Annotated in this window: 22 protein-coding genes, 1 tRNA gene and 1 pseudogene; 9 read left to right on the top strand and 15 right to left on the bottom strand. The window is 63.4% G+C overall.

The features are described from left to right. Nucleotides 1–49: 49 nt before the first annotated feature. From ACHMW7_RS27445 to ACHMW7_RS27385, 13 genes and pseudogenes are all read right to left on the bottom strand, one after another. Nucleotides 50–895 carry a sugar phosphate isomerase/epimerase family protein gene (locus ACHMW7_RS27445; RefSeq protein WP_395448525.1) on the bottom strand — a complete coding sequence of 282 codons (846 nt, stop codon included), beginning with the start codon at nucleotides 893–895 and terminating at the stop codon, nucleotides 50–52. Continuing rightward, nucleotides 892–2,193 (bottom strand): DUF6005 family protein, encoded by a 1,302-nt coding sequence (locus tag ACHMW7_RS27440; protein WP_395448524.1) that lies wholly within the window; start codon nucleotides 2,191–2,193, stop codon nucleotides 892–894. Before ACHMW7_RS27440 ends, ACHMW7_RS27445 begins: the two co-directional genes overlap by 4 nt. Further along, nucleotides 2,193–3,461 carry an AMP-binding protein gene (locus ACHMW7_RS27435; RefSeq protein ID WP_395448523.1) on the bottom strand — a complete coding sequence of 423 codons (1,269 nt, stop codon included), beginning with the start codon at nucleotides 3,459–3,461 and terminating at the stop codon, nucleotides 2,193–2,195. Before ACHMW7_RS27435 ends, ACHMW7_RS27440 begins: the two co-directional genes overlap by 1 nt. Before the next feature lie 10 nt (nucleotides 3,462–3,471). Then, nucleotides 3,472–5,184 (bottom strand): IucA/IucC family protein, encoded by a 1,713-nt coding sequence (locus tag ACHMW7_RS27430; RefSeq protein WP_395448522.1) that lies wholly within the window; start codon nucleotides 5,182–5,184, stop codon nucleotides 3,472–3,474. Then, nucleotides 5,168–6,949 (bottom strand): IucA/IucC family protein, encoded by a 1,782-nt coding sequence (locus tag ACHMW7_RS27425; RefSeq protein WP_395448521.1) that lies wholly within the window; start codon nucleotides 6,947–6,949, stop codon nucleotides 5,168–5,170. Before ACHMW7_RS27425 ends, ACHMW7_RS27430 begins: the two co-directional genes overlap by 17 nt. A 94-nt stretch (nucleotides 6,950–7,043) precedes the next feature. Further along, nucleotides 7,044–7,328 carry a DUF2218 domain-containing protein gene (locus tag ACHMW7_RS27420; RefSeq protein WP_395448520.1) on the bottom strand — a complete coding sequence of 95 codons (285 nt, stop codon included), beginning with the start codon at nucleotides 7,326–7,328 and terminating at the stop codon, nucleotides 7,044–7,046. Nucleotides 7,329–7,392: 64 nt separating this feature from the next. Continuing rightward, on the bottom strand, nucleotides 7,393–9,663 hold the full coding sequence (locus tag ACHMW7_RS27415; protein ID WP_395448519.1) for a TonB-dependent receptor domain-containing protein: 2,271 nt from the start codon (nucleotides 9,661–9,663) through the stop codon (nucleotides 7,393–7,395). Between the two features lie 127 nt (nucleotides 9,664–9,790). Beyond that, nucleotides 9,791–10,762 (bottom strand): FecR family protein, encoded by a 972-nt coding sequence (locus ACHMW7_RS27410; protein WP_395448518.1) that lies wholly within the window; start codon nucleotides 10,760–10,762, stop codon nucleotides 9,791–9,793. A gap of 113 nt (nucleotides 10,763–10,875) precedes the next feature. Next, nucleotides 10,876–11,379 (bottom strand): RNA polymerase sigma factor, encoded by a 504-nt coding sequence (locus tag ACHMW7_RS27405; RefSeq protein WP_395448517.1) that lies wholly within the window; start codon nucleotides 11,377–11,379, stop codon nucleotides 10,876–10,878. Nucleotides 11,380–11,753: 374 nt separating this feature from the next. Beyond that, on the bottom strand, nucleotides 11,754–12,665 hold the full coding sequence (locus ACHMW7_RS27400; RefSeq protein ID WP_395448516.1) for a TonB family protein: 912 nt from the start codon (nucleotides 12,663–12,665) through the stop codon (nucleotides 11,754–11,756). Further along, complete coding sequence (exbD, locus tag ACHMW7_RS27395; RefSeq protein WP_395448515.1) at nucleotides 12,662–13,123, bottom strand: TonB system transport protein ExbD; 462 nt, start codon at nucleotides 13,121–13,123, stop codon at nucleotides 12,662–12,664. The genes ACHMW7_RS27400 and exbD overlap by 4 nt, the downstream gene beginning before the upstream one ends. Before the next feature lie 11 nt (nucleotides 13,124–13,134). Further along, nucleotides 13,135–14,179 (bottom strand): annotated as a pseudogene (gene exbB, locus ACHMW7_RS27390) (tonB-system energizer ExbB). Between the two features lie 419 nt (nucleotides 14,180–14,598). Continuing rightward, complete coding sequence (locus ACHMW7_RS27385; protein WP_395448514.1) at nucleotides 14,599–14,730, bottom strand: hypothetical protein; 132 nt, start codon at nucleotides 14,728–14,730, stop codon at nucleotides 14,599–14,601. A 15-nt stretch (nucleotides 14,731–14,745) separates the two neighbouring features. Here ACHMW7_RS27385 and ACHMW7_RS27380 point away from each other — a divergent pair, with 15 nt between their 5' ends. After that, nucleotides 14,746–14,955 carry a cold-shock protein gene (locus tag ACHMW7_RS27380; protein ID WP_115729494.1) on the top strand — a complete coding sequence of 70 codons (210 nt, stop codon included), beginning with the start codon at nucleotides 14,746–14,748 and terminating at the stop codon, nucleotides 14,953–14,955. Nucleotides 14,956–14,964: 9 nt separating this feature from the next. Then, nucleotides 14,965–15,303 carry a hypothetical protein gene (locus ACHMW7_RS27375; RefSeq protein WP_395448513.1) on the top strand — a complete coding sequence of 113 codons (339 nt, stop codon included), beginning with the start codon at nucleotides 14,965–14,967 and terminating at the stop codon, nucleotides 15,301–15,303. A gap of 271 nt (nucleotides 15,304–15,574) precedes the next feature. Here the strand turns inward: ACHMW7_RS27375 and ACHMW7_RS27370 are convergent. Further along, nucleotides 15,575–15,664: transfer RNA gene (locus ACHMW7_RS27370), tRNA-Ser, on the bottom strand. Nucleotides 15,665–16,014: 350 nt separating this feature from the next. Here ACHMW7_RS27370 and ACHMW7_RS27365 point away from each other — a divergent pair. The 5 genes from ACHMW7_RS27365 to ACHMW7_RS27345 all read left to right on the top strand — a co-directional run bounded on the left by ACHMW7_RS27365 (nucleotide 16,015) and on the right by ACHMW7_RS27345 (nucleotide 19,471). After that, nucleotides 16,015–16,704: a hypothetical protein gene (locus tag ACHMW7_RS27365; RefSeq protein WP_395448512.1), complete on the top strand. Its 690-nt coding sequence runs from the start codon at nucleotides 16,015–16,017 to the stop codon at nucleotides 16,702–16,704. Nucleotides 16,705–16,796: 92 nt separating this feature from the next. Beyond that, nucleotides 16,797–17,117, top strand: a complete 321-nt coding sequence (locus ACHMW7_RS27360; RefSeq protein ID WP_395448511.1) for a hypothetical protein — start codon at nucleotides 16,797–16,799, stop codon at nucleotides 17,115–17,117. A gap of 50 nt (nucleotides 17,118–17,167) precedes the next feature. Then, nucleotides 17,168–17,833, top strand: coding sequence for a peptide-methionine (S)-S-oxide reductase MsrA (gene msrA, locus ACHMW7_RS27355; RefSeq protein WP_395448510.1), 666 nt, complete (start codon nucleotides 17,168–17,170; stop codon nucleotides 17,831–17,833). A 192-nt stretch (nucleotides 17,834–18,025) separates the two neighbouring features. Next, the gene (locus tag ACHMW7_RS27350; RefSeq protein ID WP_395448509.1) at nucleotides 18,026–19,015 is read left to right on the top strand and encodes a BMP family protein; all 990 of its coding nucleotides are present in this window, start codon (nucleotides 18,026–18,028) and stop codon (nucleotides 19,013–19,015) included. Nucleotides 19,016–19,099: 84 nt separating this feature from the next. Then, nucleotides 19,100–19,471: a VOC family protein gene (locus ACHMW7_RS27345; RefSeq protein WP_395448508.1), complete on the top strand. Its 372-nt coding sequence runs from the start codon at nucleotides 19,100–19,102 to the stop codon at nucleotides 19,469–19,471. A gap of 53 nt (nucleotides 19,472–19,524) precedes the next feature. Here the strand turns inward: ACHMW7_RS27345 and ACHMW7_RS27340 are convergent, their stop codons facing one another. Continuing rightward, entirely contained in the window at nucleotides 19,525–19,734 is a 210-nt protein-coding gene (locus ACHMW7_RS27340) for a SlyX family protein (protein WP_184770038.1), read from the bottom strand. 167 nt (nucleotides 19,735–19,901) lie between these two features. On the opposite strand from ACHMW7_RS27340, the gene ACHMW7_RS27335 reads away from it, so the two are divergent. After that, the gene (locus ACHMW7_RS27335) at nucleotides 19,902–21,434 is read left to right on the top strand and encodes an ABC transporter ATP-binding protein (RefSeq protein ID WP_395448507.1); all 1,533 of its coding nucleotides are present in this window, start codon (nucleotides 19,902–19,904) and stop codon (nucleotides 21,432–21,434) included. Next, on the top strand, nucleotides 21,431–22,573 hold the full coding sequence (locus tag ACHMW7_RS27330) for an ABC transporter permease (RefSeq protein ID WP_395448506.1): 1,143 nt from the start codon (nucleotides 21,431–21,433) through the stop codon (nucleotides 22,571–22,573). Before ACHMW7_RS27335 ends, ACHMW7_RS27330 begins: the two co-directional genes overlap by 4 nt.

Raw genomic sequence — 22,573 nt, 5'->3', positions numbered from 1 at the left:
TTGCGTCGGTTGCTTAAAACCTTCGCGATATACTCATCTTTTGCGCATATCAGAAGCTGCCGGTGCGCAGCAAGACTTCGTCGCGGCCCTTCAAGCGCTTTATTGCTTGGCGGTCGCTGCGCAGCACGTTGAAGCAATCGTTGCCGAACCATTCGAGTGATGCCTCGACGCCGGGGTCGTTGCGCAGTTCCGCCAGGAAGCGCCGGTAGTCGACCTTGCCGTCGAAAAGCGACGTCATGCCTTCGCGGCTTCCCGCCGCCGCATAGACGTTAGCCGGCTCGAATACCCGGAGATCGGCGCGCGAGCGCACGTTCTTGAGGTGGTAGTGGCGGATATGCGGACGCATCGCGGCATGCGCAGCGATAGGGTCGTCGCCGCCCTCCCAGACATGCAGCGTGTCGAAATTGAGCTTGAACGCGGGGTGGCCGACCTCGGCAACGAGCCTGAGCGTCGAGGCGCCGCAATCTGCCAGCGTGCCGGGATGCGTCTCGGCCAGGAGTTCGAGGTCGAAATCCCCGGCAATCCCGGAGATCTCATGCAGCCGCGCCGTGATGATGCGCCTGACCTCGGCCGGAGTGTCGCGGCTGCCGCGGCTGCCGGCAAAGGTGCGGATCTTGCCGGCGCGCCAGTGCCGGGCGAGGCGGCACAGGTCGATGGTCTTCTTGCGCAGCGTTTCGGCGTCGCCGTCGAGCGGCAGGTAGTCGCTGACCATCGGCACATAGAGCCCTTGCTCGGCCAGCCAATCGGCGTCGTATTGCGGCTGGTAGGCCAGGTTGCGCGCATGCGAGCCCCACAGCTCGATGCCCTGGAAGTCGTTGGCGCCAGCCCATCTGGCGATGTCTTCGAGCGAAACGAGGTGATGGCGGAAGGTGATGGTGCAGAGCGAGATCTTCATTCGGCTGCTCCGAGCAGTTCGGTGGGGATGGTGTGGGGGATGCCCTTTGTGGCGCACCAGGCCTGGAAGGCCTCGCCGAGCCTCGCCTTGATCTGCCGTTCGAGCCCGTCCAGCGTGTCGAGCCGTAGCAAGACGTCGTCGGCGAGGCTGCGGTCCTCGGTCTGGGCCAGCTTCATGACGGCGTAGTGCAGCGCCTTGAAGTCCTGGATCACCCGCTCGATCGCGTCGCACCAGTGATCGAAATCGGCATTGGCCAGCTTCATCTCGCGCCAGAAGAAGGCAAAGCCGTGCTCGTAGGCATATTTGCGGATCGAAATGACCGGCACTTCGCGCGAGGCGGCGCCGAGAGCGGCGAGCTTGACGCCATCCCGGCCTTCGAGATGGGCGGAAACGATGCGACGCACGCCGTCGACCAGCGGGTTGTGGTCGGGCTGGTAGCAGGCGAGGAAGAAGTCGCGCAGGTCGGCGGCGGCGGGCACACGCGCCTCTAGCCGGTCGAAGATGTAGCCGCCGCCGACTGTCGGCTGGCGAATGGCGTGGATGACCTTGTCGCGGGCGATCTGGCCTTCCCAGCGGAAGTCAGGATCGTTGACCTGCCAGATCTTCGGATCGTCGGTCTTCTCGATCATCAGGTAATGCGGGAACGGGTTCTGGTTGAACTTGTTTTCCCGCTCCGGCAGGTGGAACAGGTCCAGCATTACCATCAGATATTCGCTGTCGCGCTTGCGCTCGAGCAGGTCGAGCATGACGACGATGTTCTGGTCCTTCGACCGCGCCGGGTCGTACCAGCAGTGCATGCCCACGCCATAGAGCCGCTGGTACCAGGCGCGGAAGAAATCGTGGGTGATCGACTTGTCGTGATAAGCGAGCTGCCAGCGCTCGTTGATGGCAAAGCCGGCGTCCCAGACGCTGAAATAGAACGGCCGCTGGTCGATGCCGCAACGCTTCAGCGCGTCGCAGACGCTGCTGACGAAGCAATGCACCTTGATGTCGATATAGTCCTCGCCGTGCACGCCCTCGCCTTGTGGCTCGGGACGCGCGGCAGCTGTGCCGGCCTCGCCGGTGAACAGCTGCGCCAGCTCACGCACCGTCTCGATGTCCTGGCGGTTGATCGCCTCTTCGGGCGCCGGCAGGCCGAACTCGAGCTCCAGGCTGAGGAAGATTTCGAGAATCAGCACCGAGTCGAGATAGAGGTCCTCGTTGAGCCGCGCGTCGGGGCCGAAACGGTCGAGATGGGCATGGTTCATGTGATCGCGCAGCACGCTGCCGATCGCTTCGATCACCTGTTCGGTGTTCATCACGCGACCTCCCTCGCCAATGCCGTGAACTGACCCGCGGCATGCTGTGCCGCGACCTCGCGGCGGCTGATCTTGCCATTGGACTGGCGCGGTATCGCATCGACCTGGACGATCTCCATCGGCAGCTGGTGGCTGGCGAGGTTCTGCGCGCACCATTGCCGCACCGCAGAACCCTCCAGCTGCTCGGTGGCACTGAACAGCAAGCCGACCCGCTCGCCGGCCAGTGTGTCGGCCTTGCGGAAGGCGACGGCGTCGGTGACAGCGGGCATCGACATCACCACATCCTCGACCTCGCGCGGATAGACATTGAGGCCGGAGACATTGATGGTGTCGTCGAGCCGGGAGACGAACACCAGCATGCCATCAGGCCTGTAGTAGCCGAGGTCGCGGGTGGCGACCTCGCCGTTCGGACCGCTGACAATCATCTCCGCCGGCGCGACCGCGCTGTTGCTGCAGGCGACGCTGTGGTGCGGCAGCACGAAGCCCATGTCGGCGGCATCGGTGACATCAGGGTTGACCGCGATGCAGCCGGTTTCCGAGCAGCCATATTGCTGGAACAGATGCGTTGTCCGCGCCCGGATGCGAGCGAACCATGGCTCGGGCAGCACCGTGCCTGAGGTCATCGCCGCAAACAGCTTCTCGCCTTCGGGCATCAGCCGGGCCAGCGTGTGCAGCACCGCCGGCGACGAATAGAGCAATGGCCGCTCGATGCCGCGCAGGATCCTGAGCAGGTATTTCGGGTTGCCGGCATCGACGATGACGGGCGTACGGCCGCGCTTGAGCGCGACGAGGATACCGCAGATCAGGCCGTAGGAATGCGTCGTCGGGCAGGCGATGACTGCTGTCATCTCCTCCGGCTGGCGGAAGGTCGCGACATAACTTGCCACTTCAGCGTCGATCTCGGCCCAGCCGCGGGCGATGCATTTCGGCGCGCCCGTCGTGCCTGAGCTCATCTGCAGCAGCTGGCCGGTGGCACCCGGCCCGACGTCGCTCGACAGCGTCTCCGCATCGAGGCTGTTGAAGTACAAAGCGTGGCAGCCTGCGGCGACCGCCAGCCGGCGCGCCGCAGCATGCGGCGTTGCCGGGTGGATCGGGAAGACACTGGCCCCGATGTCGCGGATGGCGAAAAACAGCGCCAGCCAGGCGGCTGTGTCGCTGAAGCAGACGGCGTAGCGCGCATTGGCGTTCAGTCCGGCCGCGTCGGCGCTCTGCGCCACCATCTGCTCGAACTTCTGTCGGTCATAGTACCTGTCGTCGATCTGGAGCATCGATTTTCCTTCAGGCGTCGGGGGTGGAGAGGGGGTTGGCAACGGCGTGGCTCGACCGGCCGGTGTTCAGCTTGCGGGCGAGCAGGGCTTCGGCCGTGATTGTCGGTCGGGCCAGTCCGAGCTGGTCCTGGCGCGCGCCAAGGCCGTGGGTGGCGGCGTAGTCTGCCAGCATCCGTCGGACGGCTTGCCAGAAGTCGGCTTCATCAAGGCCGTAGAACGTCTGCAGCAGGTGCGAGACCTCGGCCAGGTTGAAGACGAACAGCGCGTCCGTCACCAGCTCGCCGAGCGTCTCGACATCCTCCATCCAGTAATACTGGTCGGGCAGTGCTGTGCGATAGGCCGGGTCGAGCGCCAGGAAATCAGGCGCTTGGTCTGGCTCGCGCAAGAAGTGGGGCACGTATTCGACGCTGTCGTGGAAGTCGCGCAGCACCAGCCGCACCGGCCAGCCGTCGCGATGGACGAGCACCATGTTCTGGCCATGTGCTTCGGTGGCGATGCCGTGCCCGACAAGCAGGTGCCAGGCTGGCAGGATGGCAACCCCAAGCAACTGCCCGAGCCAGTTGCGGAAGCCATGGCGGCGCACCCACTCATCGATGAAGGGGCGTCCGTCGTGTTCGGTCGCCATCAGCGCGTTGAACGGCACGGCCTGTTCGCCGTCGCCGAGCGTCGAGGTGACGCTGCGGCGCCAGATCGCCGCAAGCTGGCCGGCCAGCGGCCCATCGCGCCCGGCGATGATGCCGGCATATTCGTCGAGCACGACAAGCGGATATGTCGTCTCGAACAGTGGATCGTCGGCGACGAGGGCGCCGAGCCAGCGCGAGATATCGGGTGCCGTGCACACCGAATGCGGCTCGATCGTCCGCAGCGACGACGAGTTGCTCATGTTCATCGATAGCTTGACGTTTGCCGCCTCGGGCCGGTCCGCGTTGAGCAGCGTCCGGATCGACTGGCTCGCCGTGTAGCGGTCGCCGGCGATGGCGGCGAAATGCGCGGTTCCGTCCTCAAGCCATGGCGAAAGCAGCGTGTCCCGCAGCGATTGCCACTGCCATGGGTGTAGCGGCAGCAGGCAGTAGTCGTTCCAGGCAAGGCCAAGGCGGGCGCGCTCGCGGTCGAGCTGGGCGAAGACCTCTGTGCCAAGCTCGGCAATCCAGAACGCGGCTTCATCCACCGGCAGGCGCTGGCTTACTTCGCTGCGCTTGACCAGCAGCCAGGCGAGCTGGAAGCTGTTGCCGGCTTCGGGGCCGAAATCGCGGTGGTCGCTTTCGCTGAACCCCGTCCGCGCCTTGAAGCAGGGGTGGTAGGCATGGCCCTCATGCAGCGCGCCTTCGAGCGCGGCGAAGCCGAGGTCGCGGCGCGACCCTTGCCGCAAATTGCGGTCGTTCCAGCTGCAATGCGCCACCGTACTGTACAGTTCGCCCAGCAGCCGGCGCTTGTCTTCCACTGAGGCCGGCAGGCTCGCGACCAGCTCGTCGAGCGTCGCTGCTTGCCATGCTCCATCGCGGCTCTCGCTCTCGACCGAGCCGGCCGAAAGGCGGATGCGGCCGAACGCGCCCTTCACGCCCTCGCAGCGAAACCGCTTGTCGCCATCCCACCATGCGAAGGTCAGCTGCGCGCCATCGCCGGTTACCGTCATCTCGACGAGCCCCTCATACAGCGCGGCCTCGACCAACTGCCTGACCACGCGCTCGTCCGGACGGCCGGGCAGGTCAAGAGGCAAGGGCACTGCCATCTCCGTGATAGAGGCCCGCGATGGCGGCGAGGAGCGGATTGGGCTGGCGGGCATAGAGCGAGCGCTCGTTGCTGGTCTGCAACTCGTCAACGTCGAACAGCCGCGTCATCAAATTGGCCTTGAACGCCACTGTTGGCCGGTCGAGCACGCTGCGGACGAATTCGCGGCCGACGCCCGACGTCGTTCGCGACAGCACCTCCAGCCGGTCGCGCAGCATGTGCAGCAGGACCTCCTCGTCGATCAGGCCGTCATGCCCCATGCGGGCGACGACCGAGAAGATCTGGTTGACGATCAGGTAGTAGGCGAAGCGGTCCTGGATATCGTGGTCGTCATAATACAGCGAGGCGATCTCCGCGGCCTCCGGCACATGCTGGCTGAGGCGGGCGCGATGGCGTTTCGACAGGTAGAAGCCCTGGTTGTCGCGATAATAGCCGGTGGTCGGGTAACCCTGGCTGACGTCGATCAGGCTGTTCTGCTGATGCGCTTCGAGCGCCAGGCCGAAGTCGTCATACAGCATCACCAGGGGGTCGAGCGCGCAGTCGAGATAGCGCTGGAACCAGTAGCGGCAGACCAGTTCGGGATGCGTGCCATCCCTGAGGCGCACCTGCTTGATAATGCGTTCGAGCCGCGATTGTTCGCCCGGCAGCGGTTCGGCGGTGAGTGCCGCGATGGTGATCTTGCCGTGACCCTTGCAGGCAACGAAGGGGTTTTCGCGCAGGATGATCTCGAAGCCGCTTTCACTGCGGCCGGGCAGGTCGAGCGTGATGTAGGCCGGGTCGGAAATGATCTTGAAGCGGCCGTCGCCGCTGCCGATGCCCGTGCGTTGCACAAGCTTGGCCATGGCAACCCCTGCCTCCAGCTCCTTGCGGCTGTTGACCCTGAGCGAATTGGTAATCCGCACCGGCAGCGAGAATTTCAGCATCCATGGCAGATCCTGATTGTAGACGGTGCGCACCGACGACGTTGCGGTGAAGGCCGGGCCGGCCGGGCCGACGAGGCGCAGCTTGCCCGATGCCTGCAGTGCGCGAATACCTTCATCGAGCAAAAGCGCTTCGGCCTGCAGCGGATGCATCGGCAGCAGCATCTCCCCTGGCCGCGTTTCGATCCCGCCGGGTCCGACCAGCGATGCGACGATCTCGGGTGCCGACTGCCTGTCGGCCGACTTGTGGCTGACGACGGATGCTTCGGCGGCGAAATAGACAAGCTGGAAGCCGCCGCGCAGCTCCGGCGCGTAGCTCGGCTCCTGCCACGAGCTCATGCCTTGCCGGCTCTTCGGCGTCGGGTGCAGCGAGTGCCCGAACACCAGTGACTGCTCGGCTGAAATGAAGCTGTCGTCGTCATCGACGGGGCAATGCGCCTCGATATAGCGCAGCGTCTGCTGGTAGCTCTGCAGCGCCCGGCCGAGCAGTTCGAGTTCGCAGCCGCGCATCGCGTCGCCGCGCTCATCGTGCAATTGCCTGTAAGCCTCCTGCAACAGCAGCTGCAGTGCGGCGAAGGGTTCGACATGGCGCCAACCACCTTCCGTCGCCCGTCGCTGCCAGACCTGTCCGAAGCGGTGCGGACCACATAGCGAGTGCGAAGCAAGTTCGGCGCGCAGCACAAGCTGCTGTGCTGCCAGAACAAGTTCGATGCAGTCGATGGGGTCGTCCGTGCCGACCCTGTGTTGCGTCACCCTGCCGGGCGAGATTTCGCGGACATAGCAGTTGGCGAAATTCTGGAACGTTGCGTGTTCGGCAACCTGCCGCAGCGTGAACTTCATCTGTCGTCACCACATGGTTTGACCGATAGAGTCCCTTGCAGCAGCTAGGTATCTGACGGATTTTCTCGGGAACGTAGGCGCTGCCTAACGAGCCTCAGGCACTCCACTGGATGGTGCGTTCCGGCTCGCGGAAGGCGAAGCGGGCGAGATGGTCGTCGATGACGGCCTTGGTCCGCGCCAGCTGATCGACGTCGGGCGCGTCCACCGCAATGGTCAGCGCGGCGGCGTCGGCGTCCATCACGGCATGGCCGAACGGAAAATGGCATTCGCCGTGCCCGTCGCCTTGGGTTACCTTGATCTTGTGGGCAAAATGCTTGCACAGCTGGGTCAGGTACTTGGAGCCATGCTCGGTCTCGAACCGTCCCGTCGATTGAAACATGATGTCGTTCCCTGTCCGTCGTTGTAGTTGAAGGACCACGGGCGAAGACCCGTGGCCATCTAGCTCAGAACTTGGCCGTCGCGCTCAGGCGGAACGAGCGGCCGGGTTCCAGCAGGGGCTTCACGTTGGCGAATTCCTGGCCATATGTGGCGCGGCTGGCGTAGTCCTCGTCAAACAGGTTCTTCACCTCCCCACGGAAGGTCAGGTTCGGGTTCGACTCCGGCTGGTACTCAGCGAAGATGTTGACGACTTCGTGCCCTTCGAGCTTCGGCTTGTTGCTTTTCAGCGCGATCTCGACATCGGCACCGACGGTCACGCCCCAGTCGTCAAAGCGGTGTGTAGCCGCAAGGGTAATGATCTCGCCAACCGGCGTCGCCAGATAAGTGCCTGTGTCGGAGTCGGCAGGCGCGCCGTTGATGGTGACGTCGATGTTGGCGTACTTGACGCTGACATTGCCTGCACCCCAATCGTAACCGCCAGCGATGGTGAAGCCCTGCGAGCGCACGTCCTTCGCCTCGATGCCACGCGTGACGCCGTAGCGGGCAGTGCGGGCATCGTAGATGTCGGTGCGGAAGACGTCGCCCTCGATAGTGAAGCCTTCATAGGTGGCTATCAGTCCAACAGTGACGTTGTCCGAGGTCACCGGTTTCGGCCCGGCGCCATAATTCCAGTTCGGATTGAAGATGAAGTTTTCGGCGAGAGGCACGCCGGCCCAGACATGCGAATAGCCCGCCTTGGCGGTCAGGAAATCCGGAATGAGATCGTACTCGCCCGAAATGTTGCCGCTCAGGCCGGCATTTGTCCATTTCTGGCCTTTGGTCCCCTCGAACCACTGGTTGTCGCCGCGCGCGCCAAACGACAGGCGCGTCCGCTCCCAGGGCTCCAGACGTGCCTGGGCATAAAGGCCGACATTGCTGGCATGCTCTGTCGAGGTATCCGCCTTTGCGTCGAGATGGGCCTTGTCCTTGTAGAAGTCAAAGCCGGCGGTGACGGTGCCGATGTCAAAGGCGAAGCGATTTTCGGCCTTTCCGTTGAAGCTTTCGGTCTTGCCAATGCCAGGATAGGTGGGGGCAGGATAGATCGGGATCTCCACTCTGGCACTCGTGTAAGCGATCACTACCTTCGGATCCCACCAGCCCTCGGGAGTTTCGTCGGTATAGGTGAAAACTGCACTGCTGCGGTCCAGCGTGTAGTCGCGGATCGGGACCTCTCCCGGCTTTGGGTTCGTGATCGAGCCCATATTGGCGCGGAACGGCCGCGGGGCGTCGTCACGCAGCTGTTCGTGGCTGAGCTCGAAACGGTGACCGCTTTTAGCCTGGTAAGCCACCTTGCCGATGCCGCTCAAAAGGTTGGCGCTGGTACCATCGATAACTTTGCCATCACCGCCGGTGTAGTTGTCGCCCTTGGCAAAGTTCAGGTAGCCGAAGAACTCGAAGCCGTCCTTCATGCCATATGCCGACAGGCCGACCGTCGAGGTCTTGCTGTTGAAGTCGTAGGTGCCGGTGACCAGCCCGCCGAGACTCTTGCCCGGCTCGAGCAGGTCGCGCGCATCCTTGGTCTCGTAGGCGATCGAGCCGCCGAGTGCGCCGGGACCGGCATCGGCCGGTGCCACGCCCGCGTCGACGCTGACGGCCTTGAGCAGCGCCGGGTCGATCAGGTTTGTCGCGTTGTGGTGGAAGACCTTGTTGTTCTGCCGCGCGCCGTCGACAGTCACTGCAAGGTTGTTCTCCTCAATGCCCTGGACGTAAACCTTCTGCGATGTCGACGTCGAGCCGCCGACAGCGACCTTCGGCTCGTTGGTGAACACCTCCTGCAGGTCGGCGGGGGCCTTCCGCGCCAGGTCCTCGGCCGTGATCTGGACATTGTTGACGCTGCCGCCGGAACCCAGCGTGCTCACGTCGATGGTGTCGAGAACCACGGCACCATTGGCCGAGACGCTGAGCCCGCCGGTCGCGGAACTCGCGACGGCTGACTGGATCGAAACCGTGTTGGGCCCGGTGAAGCGGTAGTTGAGCCCGCTGCCGGCGAGCAGGCTTTGCAGCGCCTGTTCCGGCGAGAGATTGCCAGAGACCGCAGGTGCGCGGGCCGATCCGATTTCAGCCGTGCCGAAGGCAATCTGCAGGCCGGTCTGGGCCGCGAGCTGCTTCAGCGACTGGCCTAGCGGCTGCGCCGGCAGGTTGATGTTCTGCACGCGCGTGACCGACTGGGCATGGGCCACGTTGTATGGTGCAGCCGCCGTCAGCATCCCGGCGCCAAGCGCCGTTCCCACCAGAAGCCGTGCCAGCAGGCGTCCCGATGCCGTGCCGCGAAAGTCCTTGTTGCTCTTGCTCGTCATGCTGGTCCCCAAATAGTCATGCGCCCCATCCACCGAGCGCCCTCGATGGTGTGACGCGTGACAAAGGCCGCCGCCTAAAGAGCCAGCTGCAATTTTTCTGAAATAGGTTGGGTCGGGTTCGTTGGGGTCAGGAGATGACGATGACGACGCCCGGAACCCGGCGCACGGTCAGACCCTGCGTCTGGGCCAGGGCCTCGATCGCGTCATGCGCGTCGCGCGTCAGGAACACCGCGCTGACCGGGCTCGCATCATGTGTGTGCGTGGCGATGACGAGGCGTTCGGGAACATAGCGGCCAAGCTCGCCGACGGCACTCCTGAATGGCCTGCCCTCGAACACCACGCGGCCGCCGCGCCAGGCGAGTTCGCTTGCAAGGTTCACGTTGGCAGCAGCGACCGGCGCTTCGCCGCTCAGGTAGCGCGTCTGCTGGCCAGCGGCGAGCGACACGGTGTTGGCCAGGGCAGGCCTGTCCCCGCCCGTGACGGCAATGGTTCCAGCTGACGCCGTGACAGCCACTTCATCGGCGATGGAGCGCACGGCATAGGTGCCTTCAAAGGCATCGCTGTTGCCGCCAAGTGCTGCGACCCGGAACGGTGCAGCGGTGTCCGGCCTGACGGAGAATTCGACTTCGCCCGAGAGCAGGTTCACCAGGCGCAAGCCCGGCTGGAAATCGACGTCGACGGCGCTGTTGGTATTGAGCAGCATCGTCGAGCCGTCGGGCAGGGTGGCTGTTGCCTGTTCGCCCGTACCGGTGACGAAGTCCGAGCGCATCCAGGTGTAGACACGCGGGGCAGCGACAGCAGCCGCCGAGGCGGCGAGGGCGCTACCGACCAGAAACGAGCGCCGGCTGACAGCCTGCCGCTGTCTTGGCGCCGCAACCGGGGCAGCATCCAGGTCGCTGCCGTTCACGTTCTGCAGCAGCTGCCAGAATTCCTTTTCGCGGGCGAATGCGTGCGAATGCTCCGCCGACTGGTCGCGCCAGGCGTGGAATCGGTCGAGATCCTGCCGGCTGACATTGCCGGCGGTCAGTCGCACGATCCAGTCGCGCGCATCCAGTGCGACGCTACGGTCGATCTCGGATCGTTGTTGCCCTTTGCCCATCGCCAGTCACGCAAGCAGTGCCCATCTGTTCGGGCACACTAACCATCTTGCTATCATAGACACGCGAGATGGCACCACGCCTAAGCGTCATGGAAAATAAATCCCGGATCAGGTCAGTCGTTGCTATCGCGCAACTCGGCCAGGCGTTCGACCACCCGCCGGATATGATAGTAAACGGCCTCGTCGCTGATGCCGAGCTGGCGGGCGATCTCGCGGTGCGAGATGCCGTTGACGCGGTTCATCAGGAAGATACGCCGGCTTCTTTCCGGCATCGTCTGCAGTGCCTTGTCGACGGCGCGCAGCATGTCGCGGCCCATGACGATGCGTTCGGGCGAGAGTTCGTCGACCGACGCCGACAGAAGCTCGTTGACCTCGGCATCGATCTCGCTGCGCCGCTGCAGCTTGCGGAAGTGCCCGATGGCGGCATTTTTTGCAGCTTGCATGGTGAAGGCAGCGTGGTTGTCGATGGCGTCGTCGTGGCGGACGCGGGACAGTCGAATCCACGTATCCTGAACGATATCCTCGGCGGTCGCGCTGCAGCCGACGCGGCCGCGCGTCAGCGCCTCGATGCGCGGACGCAACGTAGCAAAGCTGGACATCAGCCTGGTGAGTGCCATTTTTCTCACTCTTGTTTTTGCACCAGTTCCGATCGCGCATGTCTGGGGGCGGCTGCGACAGACGTTCGATAGGCCATCAAAAAAATGCCTGCAACCCCAACACTTTAGGGAAATGTCAGGCGTTGCCCGGGCTCCGACCTAAAACCTTCCTATTTTTATCATGTTTAGTGTTTGATTCTGCTGGAATAACGGCGACGGCCGAGCGGCGATCCGCTTCGATTGTCGCAGCAAGAAAGTTTTACGGGTGTAGCAGAAACAACACACGGCGCCTGCAGGAGCAAAGGCCCCCGCCAGCCGGCCCTGCCGCCCGGCTGTGAATCGCAACTATTGCGATGAAGCCTGCACCTACCCCGTGCCCACCGGGCAAGCGGCTGCTAGCGCTTGAAATCGATGGGCACCACGATGCTCGTCGGCACCGCCGGCGGCGGCGCCGGTATCGGCGACGAACGGCGCACCAGACTGACGGCGGCTTCGTCCAGCGCGGGGTCGCCGGACGAATTGAGCAGCCTGACCGACAGCACGTCGCCATTGGCATTGAACGAGAACTGCACCTGGACAACGCCCCGGTTGCGTACGCTGCGCGGCTTGTGCCTGTTCAGATGGGCGAAGACGCGCGACTGCCAACGCGCCGGCGACATCGCCTTGCCGCCGCCCTGGCCGGGCAAGGGTGCACGTATGCTGTCGGCATTCTGCGCCGACTTCTTTGCGGCGGGAGCGCTCGGCGCCGGCTTCTTCTCGACCTTGGCTTCCTTGACCGGCTCTGGTTTCTTCTGCACCGGCTTGTTTTCGCGGACCGGCTTTTCCACCGGCTTCGGCTTCTTGATCTCGGGACGCGGTTCGGGGATCGCCATCGCCACCTCGGGCAGCGGCGCCTCGACGAGGTCGGGGATCACGTCCTCGATCGGCTCGGCCTCGGTGACCTCTTCCAGTGGCTCGGGCGTCAGTTCGGCGACCTGCTCGACCGGTTGCACCGGCTCGGTCACCGGCTCGACGGGATCGGGCGGAATGGTCTCGGTCATTTCCTCGACGCTTTCGGCCGCTGCGCTGTCGACCATGTCGGTCGCGTCCTGCTGCACGGCCTCTGGGGCCATCGCCATCGGCGCGAGGTCGATCATCACGGCGGATTGCGCCTGCATGTCTTCCATCATCATCGGCGGCTGCTGGTTGAGATACCAGGCGCCGGCCATATGGACGGAGAGGATGACGGCCGCCGCCGTCGACCAGAGCAGGGCCTCGCTGCGGCTGATACCGCCGAAGCTGAACGCGTCGTGCGTTGCCGCGCTCATTGCGGCTGACCCCCATTGGTCGCGGGTGGGGTGGCTTGCACCTGCTCCAGCCCGACCAGTGCTATTTTGAGATAGCCTGCGCCGCGCATCAGGTTCATCACCTCCATCAGCTCGCCATAGTCGACGCCGCGGTCGGCGCGCAGGAAGATGCGGGTTTCCTTGTCGGCCTTGGCAGCGATGTCGAGCTGCTGCTGGAAGGCGGTCCGGGCAACCGTGTCCTTGCCGATCGAGATGCTGAGGTCGTCCTTCAGCGTCACGTAGAGCGGCTCTTCCGGGCGCGATGTCGCGGTTGCCGTCGAGGCCGGCAGGTCGACATTGACGTCGACCGTCGCCAAGGGTGCCGCCACCATGAAGATGATCAGCAGCACCAGCATGACGTCGATGAACGGCGTCACGTTGATCTCGTGGTTTTCCTGGAGGTCGTCCTCGTCAACCTGCTGTCTGATGCCGCCGGCCATGGCTCGGTCTCCTAGACAGCGACTGCGGGCGCAATGCGCCCGTTGCCGCGCACGGCTTCATTCGCCGGTTGCGAACGCTCGCAGCGCTGCGGCTGGCGGTCGAGATCGCGGCTGACGAGGCGCTGCACGCCAGCTGCGGCGTCAGCTAGGCCCTGGCGGTAACCGGTGATCGAGCGAGCGAAGACGTTGTAGATGACCACCGCCGGGATGGCGGCGATCAGGCCGACGGCAGTCGCCAGGAGCGCTTCGGCGATACCGGGCGCGACGACCGCCAGGTTGGTCGTCTGCGATTCCGAGATGCCGATGAACGAGTTCATGATGCCCCAGACCGTGCCGAACAGGCCGACGAAAGGTGCCGTCGATCCGATGGTGGCGAGCACGCCGGTGCCGCGGCTGAGGCGACGGCCGGCCTGCGCCTGGATGCGCATCAGCCGCGACTCGACCCGCTCCTTGATGCCTGAGGCGTCGCCTTGGCCGAATTCGTGGCCCGACATCTCGAACTCCTCGACGGCGGCGCGAACAAGAACGCTGCCGATGCCGGCGCGATCGCCAAGCGCTTGTGACGCGTCGGCGAGCTTGCGGGCATGGAGAATGCCGCGCAGCGCCTTTTTTCAGCCGCGCCTTGCTGGTGGCGATCTCGAACGACTTGGCAAGCCAGACGGTCCAGGTGATCAGCGAGGCGAAGGCAAGGCCGATCATCACGCCCTTGACCACCCAGTCGGCGGCCATGAACATGCCCCATGGTGACAGGTCGTGCGGCAACAGGCTCTTGGGGACGTCGGTGCCGGCAGGTGCGCCGACCGCGTCGATCGGAGCGGGTGCAGTACCCGGTCCGGCCTCGGTGGCGGGCGCGGCGGGATTGGCGGCTGGCGCGGAAGCGGCGGGTTCTGCCCGCGGCGCAGGCTGCGTGGCCGGCGTGGCGGTGCCTGCCGCCGGCTGGCTTTCCGGAGCCAGCGCCGGTACGGATGCCTCAGGTGCGACAGTCTCGACCGCAGCCGGGGCTTGCTGGGCGACAGCCGCGCCAGCACTCAAGGCGATGCAGAGCGCTGCCGCAATGACATGGACGGGTCGACCGCGACCTTGCGATCGAAAAGCCGTGCCGGCGCTCTTGATGCCCCAGATGCTTTGCATGTCCGCAGTCTCCGATCGCAGCTCAAATGATTTCGAGGCAGCTTTGCGGGCGCCCGCGTCACCTGGCTCGTCCTGTGAGCCGGCCTCTAACATTGTTGAGTTATTTAATCAAGAAAAGCAAATGGGGAAAACGCGGACTGGCCGCCACGCGAAGTCAGGGGGGGCGTTCATCGATGGAACGGTCATGGCGACATGGTTGGCAGCGTTGGCTGCGCTTGCGTCTCGGTGCGCGGCTCACGCGCGCTGGTCCTGTAGGTGTTGAAAGTGGAATTTCGATTCGCAGGACGTCTCATTTTAGAGACCAGAATAATAAAATTGACATCGGCGCCTGATGAAGATAATTATCAGCTGTCGATATTTGCTTGTTCGATTTTTGTTATTGCGCAACAAAGCTGTGCGCCAACGAACATCCCTTCAAATGAAATCGCGATGTAAACCAGCCATGCAGCCGCATGGCGGTCGATGAATATTGCCATGAAAAGGGGTTTGTTATGACCACTGGCACAGTGAAATGGTTCAATGCCACCAAGGGCTTCGGCTTCATTCAGCCTGACAACGGCGGTCCGGACGTGTTCGTCCATATCTCCGCTGTCGAGCGGGCCGGCATGCGTGAAATCGTCGAAGGCCAGAAGATCGCCTACGAGATGGAGCGCGACAACAAGTCGGGCAAGATGTCTGCGGGCCAGCTGCAAGCTGCCTGATCGGTCTTTGTGCCCTTCGGTGACCACGGATGTACCGGCACCGTCATAGGGGGCGCGAACTACAAAAGCCAGGCAGTTTGCCTGGCTTTTTTGTTTTGGCATTCAGGCCTCACTTCGAAATCGCAGGGAACAAACATGACCCAATCCCAGAGCAAGGCACGAGAGCAGGCCGAGTCAGCCTTTGGCAAAGTGCAGTCGCAGTCCCTGGCTCGCAATCGCATCAATTCCGAGATGGACGCGGTTGTTCAAGAACGCGAGGAAAAGACTTTGCGCTTGCGCGCCTTGCGGATGGAAAAGGAAGCCAGCGAGCTTGCCGCCGGCTCGGCCGCCAAAAAATCTTCGCGTTAGGGCTAACTCGCCCAATCTGTGTCTCGATGCGCCCGCCCGCAAGGCCCCGTCGGATGACGTTGTGTTCTGATAGGCTGCCGTCCGCGCGATGAGGTGTCTCGCCGTTCGCCTGCTGGTGGAGCGGTCGTCCTTCGATCCAAATGTAGAAGCTGTTGCCTGGCGACCAAATTTTGGCCGCCACCGTTGGACATCGAACGATGTGCTCGAGGAACGTGACTGTGAAATCAGCGGCGTAGTGATCAAAAATCGCTGGCGGGCAAGCGAAAATCGCTGGCGGAGAGAGCGGGATTCGAACCCGCGTTACGGTTTCCCGTAAACACACTTTCCAGGCGTGCGCCTTCAACCACTCGGCCACCTCTCCGCATACGCGCTTTGCGCCGGCTGGTTCAGCCGGGCCGGTTGGGAGTGCACGCATCTCCTTGGCGTCGGCTCGTTCGAGCCGTCTTCGGGTGCAGCCAACCTGCCTCACACCCATCGCCTGCCGCCGAACACCGCAAAAGCATCTGGCCGCGGGGCTCATCTAGTCGATCCTGCGCTGCTTGCCAAGCGCTGAGGTGGCAAATGTTGCCTGGCGAAATGATCATGGCGACGATTTGTGCTTCCAGGGTGTCCATGCGGCCGACATGGCATTGAATTGTCGTGGTCGCGGCCGCCTGCTTGCCAGCGCGCGCCGCCTTGCCGCAAAGTGCTGCAATGCGGCAGGGGGATTCGATGGCGTCCGACAACCAAACACCCGAGAGGGACATCTGGGGCTGGCTGCCGGTGGCGTGGCTCTGCCTCGTGATGGCGCTCAGCACACGTGGCATCGACGCAAGCATTGCCGTCATGCAGGACTTTTCGATGCCGACGGCGGTGTTGGTCCTGATCTACGCCTCGGTTGGCTTTGGCGCCGTGACGATCCTCTGGGGTTTCTACCTGCTCGCCCTGGTCTACAATCGCTCTGCCCGCTTCCCGCGCAACTTCACCATCTGGCAATGGACGATCGTCGCCTTCCTCTTGGCCAAGCAGATCTATATCCTTGTCATGCCCGACTTCGCCTTCGGTTTTGTCGGCCTTGCCTGGGATTTCGGCGAGATCGCCATCGGCCTTGTCATGATCTGGCTGGTCAACCGACAGGGCCAGTCGCGCGCCTTGATCGGCAATGAGCGCCAACGCCCGACGCTGCTGGTCTCGGTCATAGCTGCCGTGCTTGGCGTCGTCGTCGGTGCCGCGATCGGTTTTGGTCTGGCAATGGTCTTTGGCACGGTCCTCTCCGAGGTCACCGACATGAGCTGCTTCGAAGGTGCCTGCGGCTACTTCATTATCTTCCTAGGCCTCGGTGGCATGCTGGTCGGTGCCGTCGCCGGCGGCATTTTCGCCGTCTGGCGGGTCAACCGCCGCAAGGCGAAGGCGGTGGCCTGACCTTAATCGCCTGTAAATTGGCCGTGTCGGCGATTGCGCCCGAACGTCACGCGGCCTATTTCTCGTTTCGAAACCGATATCCAGGACCGCCGATGATCCGCTTCGTGTTCCGTCTCGCCGCCGCAATCGCGCTCTCGGTCGCTGTCATCATGGCTGTGCTCGACGCCACGCGCACTGTCGCGGTCTCGCGGCTGGTCATGACGCCGCTCGATACAAGCTGGTCGACGGCCTCGCCGACCACCCTTGCCGCGACCGAAACATTCGTCCGCGAAAAGGCCAGCCCAGCCTTCTGGGACAGCTTTGTCGTTCCGGTGCTCAATCAGCCGGGCTTCGCGATTTTCGCCGTTATTGCCTTCCTGCTCTATGCGATCGGCCACAGGCGGCGGCCGGGCCGCTTCACGGCAGAGGTCTGACGCCGGACCACGACACGGTTTCGGCGCAACGACGAGGGAGAATGCCCCAAATGTTTTTCCTGAGCGACATGCTGAACAAGAAGCTCAAGCTGCCCGCTGCCAACGAGGCGTTGCCCGGCCGCGAGCGGGCTATCCCGACAACGTCGAAACATCATGTCTCGAAACGCCCGCTCAAGGGGCCTTATCCCGAAGGGTTTGAGACCGCAATGTTCGGCCTTGGCTGTTTCTGGGGTGCCGAGCGGCTGTTCTGGCAGACGCCGGGCGTGTGGGTGACGGCTGTCGGTTATGCCGGTGGCCTGACGCCCAATCCAACTTACCAGGAGACTTGCACCGGGCTCACCGGCCATGCCGAGGTCGTGCGGATGGTTTTCGATCCGACACAAGTCTCTTATGCCGACCTGCTGACGATATTCTGGGAAGCGCATGACCCGACACAGGGCATGCGCCAGGGCAACGACGTCGGCACGACCTACCGCTCGGCGATCTATAGCTTCTCCGATGCCCAGCAGGCGGAAGCGATCGCCTCGCGTGATGTCTATCAGGTAGCGCTCAAGGCTGCCGGCCGCGAAAGGATCACCACCGAGATCGAGGCAGCGCCTCAGTTCTATTTCGCCGAAGAGGACCATCAGCAGTATCTGGCCAAGAATCCCCATGGCTATTGCGGCCTCAAGGGCACCGGCGTTGCTTGCGCGATCCCCGACAAGGCCACTGTTTAGACATTCGTTTCACAGTCCATTTGCGACGCCTGTGCATTTTTCCAAAAGGTCAAGATTCCGCGTGAATTTTGTCTTGGCCCGTGCAAGATATGCCGATGCGCGGGGGGAAATCGCCGCCATACGCTGTGCGGCAGCCGGAGGAACGGCTCGCGCGGCGATCGCAAAAAAGACAACCGACAGGGTGTGGATCACATGAAACGTATTGTCCTTGGCCTTTTGGCAGCCACCGCCATGTGCCTTCCGGCGCTCGCTGCTGATGTTCAGCCGGCGCTGCTCTATGATCTCGGAGGCAAGTTCGACAAGTCGTTCAACGAAGCGTCCTTCAACGGCGCCGAAAAGTTCAAGGCCGAGACCGGCATCCCTTATGTCGAGTTCGAAGTCTCCAATGCCTCGCAGCGCGATCAGGCGTTGCGCCGCTTTGCCGAGGATGGCCGCAATCCGATCGTCATGGCCGGCTTCGCCTGGTCCGAAGCGCTCGCCAAGGTAGCGGTCGACTATCCGGACCTGAAGTTCGCCATCATCGACATGGTTGTCGAAAAGCCCAACGTCAAGTCGATCGTCTTCAAGGAACATGAAGGCTCCTACCTCGTCGGCGTCATGGCCGCTCTCGCCTCCAAGTCCAAGAAGGTCGGCTTCGTCGGCGGCATGGACGTTCCGCTGATCCGCAAGTTCGGCTGCGGTTATGTCGGCGGCGCCAAGGCTGCCGGTGCGACCGAAGTCATCCAGAACATGACCGGCGATACCCCGGCTGCCTGGAACGACCCGACCAAGGGCGGTGAAATCACCAAGACCCAGATCTCGCAAGGCGCTGATGTCATCTATGCCGCGGCCGGCGGCACCGGTGTCGGCGTGCTCCAGGCTGCTGCCGACGGCGGCAAGCTCGGCATCGGCGTCGACTCCAACCAGAACGGCCTGCAGCCGGGCAAGGTGCTGACCTCGATGCTCAAGCGCGTCGACGTCGCCGTTTACAACGCCTTCATGGATGCCAAGAACGACAAGTTCGAAGGCGGCATCAACAATCTCGGCCTCAAGGAAGGTGGCGTCGACTACGCCATGGACGACAACAACAAGGCGCTCGTCACCGACGAGATGAAGGCTGCCGTCGAAAAGGCCAAGGCCGACATCATCGCCGGCACGGTCCAGGTGCATGACTACACTTCGGACGACAAGTGCCCCTATTGATCGGTTAGGTCGATCGAAACCCACGCCGCCGGGCAGCGTCCGGCGGCGTGGGTCATTGTGGCCCAGTCGTTGGAACGGCAGTCAATGTTCACCGTGACCGGAATTGGCGGCTTCTTCTTTCGCGCCAAGGATCCCCAAGCGCTCGCTGCCTGGTACGAAAAGCACCTCGGCATCTACGACATTGCGCGTGAGGTCTGGAAACAACAGGCGGGGCCGACAATCCTCGCGCCTTTCAGCCAGGACACCGAGTACTTCGGCCGCCCGGAGCAGCAATGGTTGATCAATCTGCGTGTCGATGACCTCGATGCCGCGATGTCCGACCTGAAGGCAGCCGGAATCGCGGTGGAAACGCGAGCGGAATGGGACTCGGAGGTCGGTCGGTTCTGTCGGATCCACGATCCAGAGGGCAATCCGATCGAGCTGTGGCAGCCATCCGACGCGGCAGGTCTGGCCTGAATCTTGGTCAGCTCGAATCTTGGTCGGCCTCAATCTTGATCGGAAAGCTGGATTCACCAGTGGGGCGGCTTGGTCACCGGCGTGTCCGGTGCCGTCTGCTCCTCGAGCACCAGGAAGCGCTCGGCGAGGGCGTCGAGCTTCTTCTGCATCCGCTCGATGGTCTTCCATTGTTCGGCGATCTGGCCGGAAAGCTCCTCGATCGTATGCTCCTGTTCGGCGGCGCGTATTTCCAGCGTCGTCAGCCGGTCATCGGGCGTGGTCATGGTGCGATCCTCTTGGGTCGGCATTTCGGTCGGTGCGCCGAAATTGGTCATGGGTCGGCCAATTCCATGGGGCAGCAAGGCGAGCAGATTGGCAGGGCAGTATCGGCGTGCTAGCTCTTTCGGCAAGCCATAACAAGAACATAAGAAACCTGAGGTGGGACGGTCGTATGGCGGAAGCTGCTATCGAACTGATCGGCATCAACAAGAGTTTTGGTGCGGTCCGCGCCAACCGCGATATCGCGCTCGAAATACCGCGCGGCACCATCCACGGCATCATCGGTGAAAACGGCGCCGGCAAGTCGACGCTGATGTCGATCCTCTACGGCTTTTACCAGGCCGACAGCGGCGAGATCCGCGTTAACGGCAAGCCGACCAACATCAAGACGCCCAACGACGCCATCGCCGCCGGCATCGGCATGGTCCACCAGCACTTCATGCTGGTCGAGAATTTCTCGGTTCTGGAAAACATCATCCTCGGCGCCGAAGGCGAGGCCCTGCTCAAGAACTCCATCTCCAAGGCGCGTTCGGAGCTTCGCCGGCTGGAGCAGGAATATGGCCTCGAGGTCGACCCAGACGCGCTCATCGAAGAGCTGCCGGTCGGCCTGCAGCAGCGCGTGGAAATCCTCAAGGCGCTCTATCGCGGCGCCGAAATCCTGATCCTCGACGAGCCGACGGGGGTCTTGACCCCGGCCGAGGCCGATCACCTGTTCCGCATCCTCGAGCAGCTCAAGGAGCAGGGCAAGACGGTGGTGCTGATCACCCACAAGCTGCGCGAGATCATGGCGATCACCGACAATGTCTCGGTCATGCGCCAGGGCACGATGGTGGCGACCCGCAAGACAAGCGAAACCACTGTCGAGGAACTGGCCGAGCTGATGGTTGGGCGCCGTGTGCTGCTGCGTGTCGAAAAGGGCGAGGCAAAGCCGGGCGCGGTCAAGCTTGCGGTCAAGAACCTGACGGTCAAGGATTCACGCGGCGTCACCATGGTCGACGACGTCTCCTTCGACATCCGTGCCGGCGAGATCGTCGGCATCGCCGGTGTCGCCGGCAATGGCCAGTCCGAGCTGATGGAGGCTGTCTCCGGCATCCGCAAGGCTGTCTCCGGTACCGTCATGCTCGACGGCACGCCGATCGACCTGACCGGTCAGGCCGATCCCGGCGAGTTGCGCGATCGTGGCCTGGCCCACGTGCCGGAAGACCGGCATCATGTCGGGCTGGTGCTCGCCTTTGACGAGAGCGAGAACTCGATCCTCGGCTATCACGACAAGCCGCAATATCTCAAAGGCCCGTTCCTCAATCTCGATGCGATCCAGAAGGACGCGCAGGAAAAGATCGAGAAATACGACATCCGCCCGGCCAATCCCCGGCTCAAGACCGCCAATTTCTCCGGCGGCAACCAGCAGAAGATCGTGCTCGCCCGCGAAATCGAGCAGGACCCCGGCGTTTTGATCGTCGGTCAGCCGACCCGCGGCGTCGACGTTGGCGCCATCGAATTCATCCACAAGCGCCTGATCGCCATGCGCGACCAGGGCAAGGCGGTACTGCTGATCTCCGTCGAGCTCGACGAGATCCGCTCGCTGTCCGACCGCATCCTGGTGATGTTCGCTGGCCGCGTCGTCGGCGAGCGCGGCCCTGAAACCAGCGAAGGCGAGCTCGGCCTGCTGATGGCTGGCGTCGAACACAAGGAGGCCGCCGAATGAGCACGCCTTACGCAAAACTCCCGGCCTGGGCCGATTATGGGCTCATTCCCCTCATCAACCTGCTCGTCGCCTTCGTCGTCGCCGGCCTTGTCGTGCTGCTCGTCGGCGAAAACCCGCTGCGCGCCGCGGTCATCCTTGTCGACGGCGCCTTCGGCAGCGGCCAGGGCATCGCCTACACGCTGTTTTACGCCACCAACTTCATCTTCACCGGCCTTGCCGTGGCTGTGGCCTTCCATTGCGGCCTGTTCAACATCGGCGGCGAGGGTCAGGCCTATATCGCCGGCCTTGGCATCGGCATCGTTGCCCTGACCTTCGACAGCACGCTGCCCTGGTGGCTCGTCTTTCCGCTGGCGATCATCGCCTCGGCCCTCCTCGGTGCCTTGTGGGCGCTGATCCCAGCCTATCTCCAGGCCAAGCGCGGCTCGCACATCGTCATCACCACAATCATGTTCAACTTCATCGCTGCCAGCGTGATGGTCTACATGCTGGTCAACGTCCTGAAGCCGGCTGGGTCGATGGCGCCGCAGACGCGCCAGTTCCTCGAAGGCGGGCAGTTGCCCAAGCTCGGCTGGCTGCTGGCCGAATTCGGTCTCAAGGTCAGGCCGTCGGCGCCGCTCAACATCTCGTTCCTGCTGGCGCTGGTCATGGCCTTCCTCGTCTGGGTGCTGATCTGGCGCACCAAGCTCGGCTACGAGATCCGCACCTATGGCTTCAGTTCCAAGGCGGCGCGCTACGCCGGCATTTCGGAAACCCGCATCATCATCGTCACCATGCTGATCTCGGGCGCGCTGGCCGGCATGATGGCGCTCAACCCGATCATGGGCGACCAGCACAACGTGCCGCTCGATTTCGTCAGCGGTGCTGGTTTTGTCGGCATCGCGGTGGCGCTGATGGGCCGCTCGCACCCTGCCGGCATCGTGCCGGCGGCGATCCTGTTTGGCATGCTCTACCAGGGCGGCGCCGAGCTCGCCTTCGAGATGCCCAACATCAGCCGCGACATGATCGTCATCATCCAGGGCCTGGTGATCCTGTTCGCCGGCGCACTGGAGAACATGTTCCGCCCGACGATCCAGGGCATTTTTGCGAGCGTCAGTCCACGATCGGTCGGCATATCGGCGACCAAAGGGGAGCGTGCCTGA

Origin of the sequence: Aminobacter sp. UC22_36 (assembly GCF_044056035.1) — a bacterium.
In the GTDB taxonomy this organism is placed as follows: Bacteria; Pseudomonadota; Alphaproteobacteria; order Rhizobiales; family Rhizobiaceae; genus Aminobacter.
Note: the sequence above shows the minus strand (reverse complement) of the source record. Positions and strands in the feature narration are given on the sequence as shown.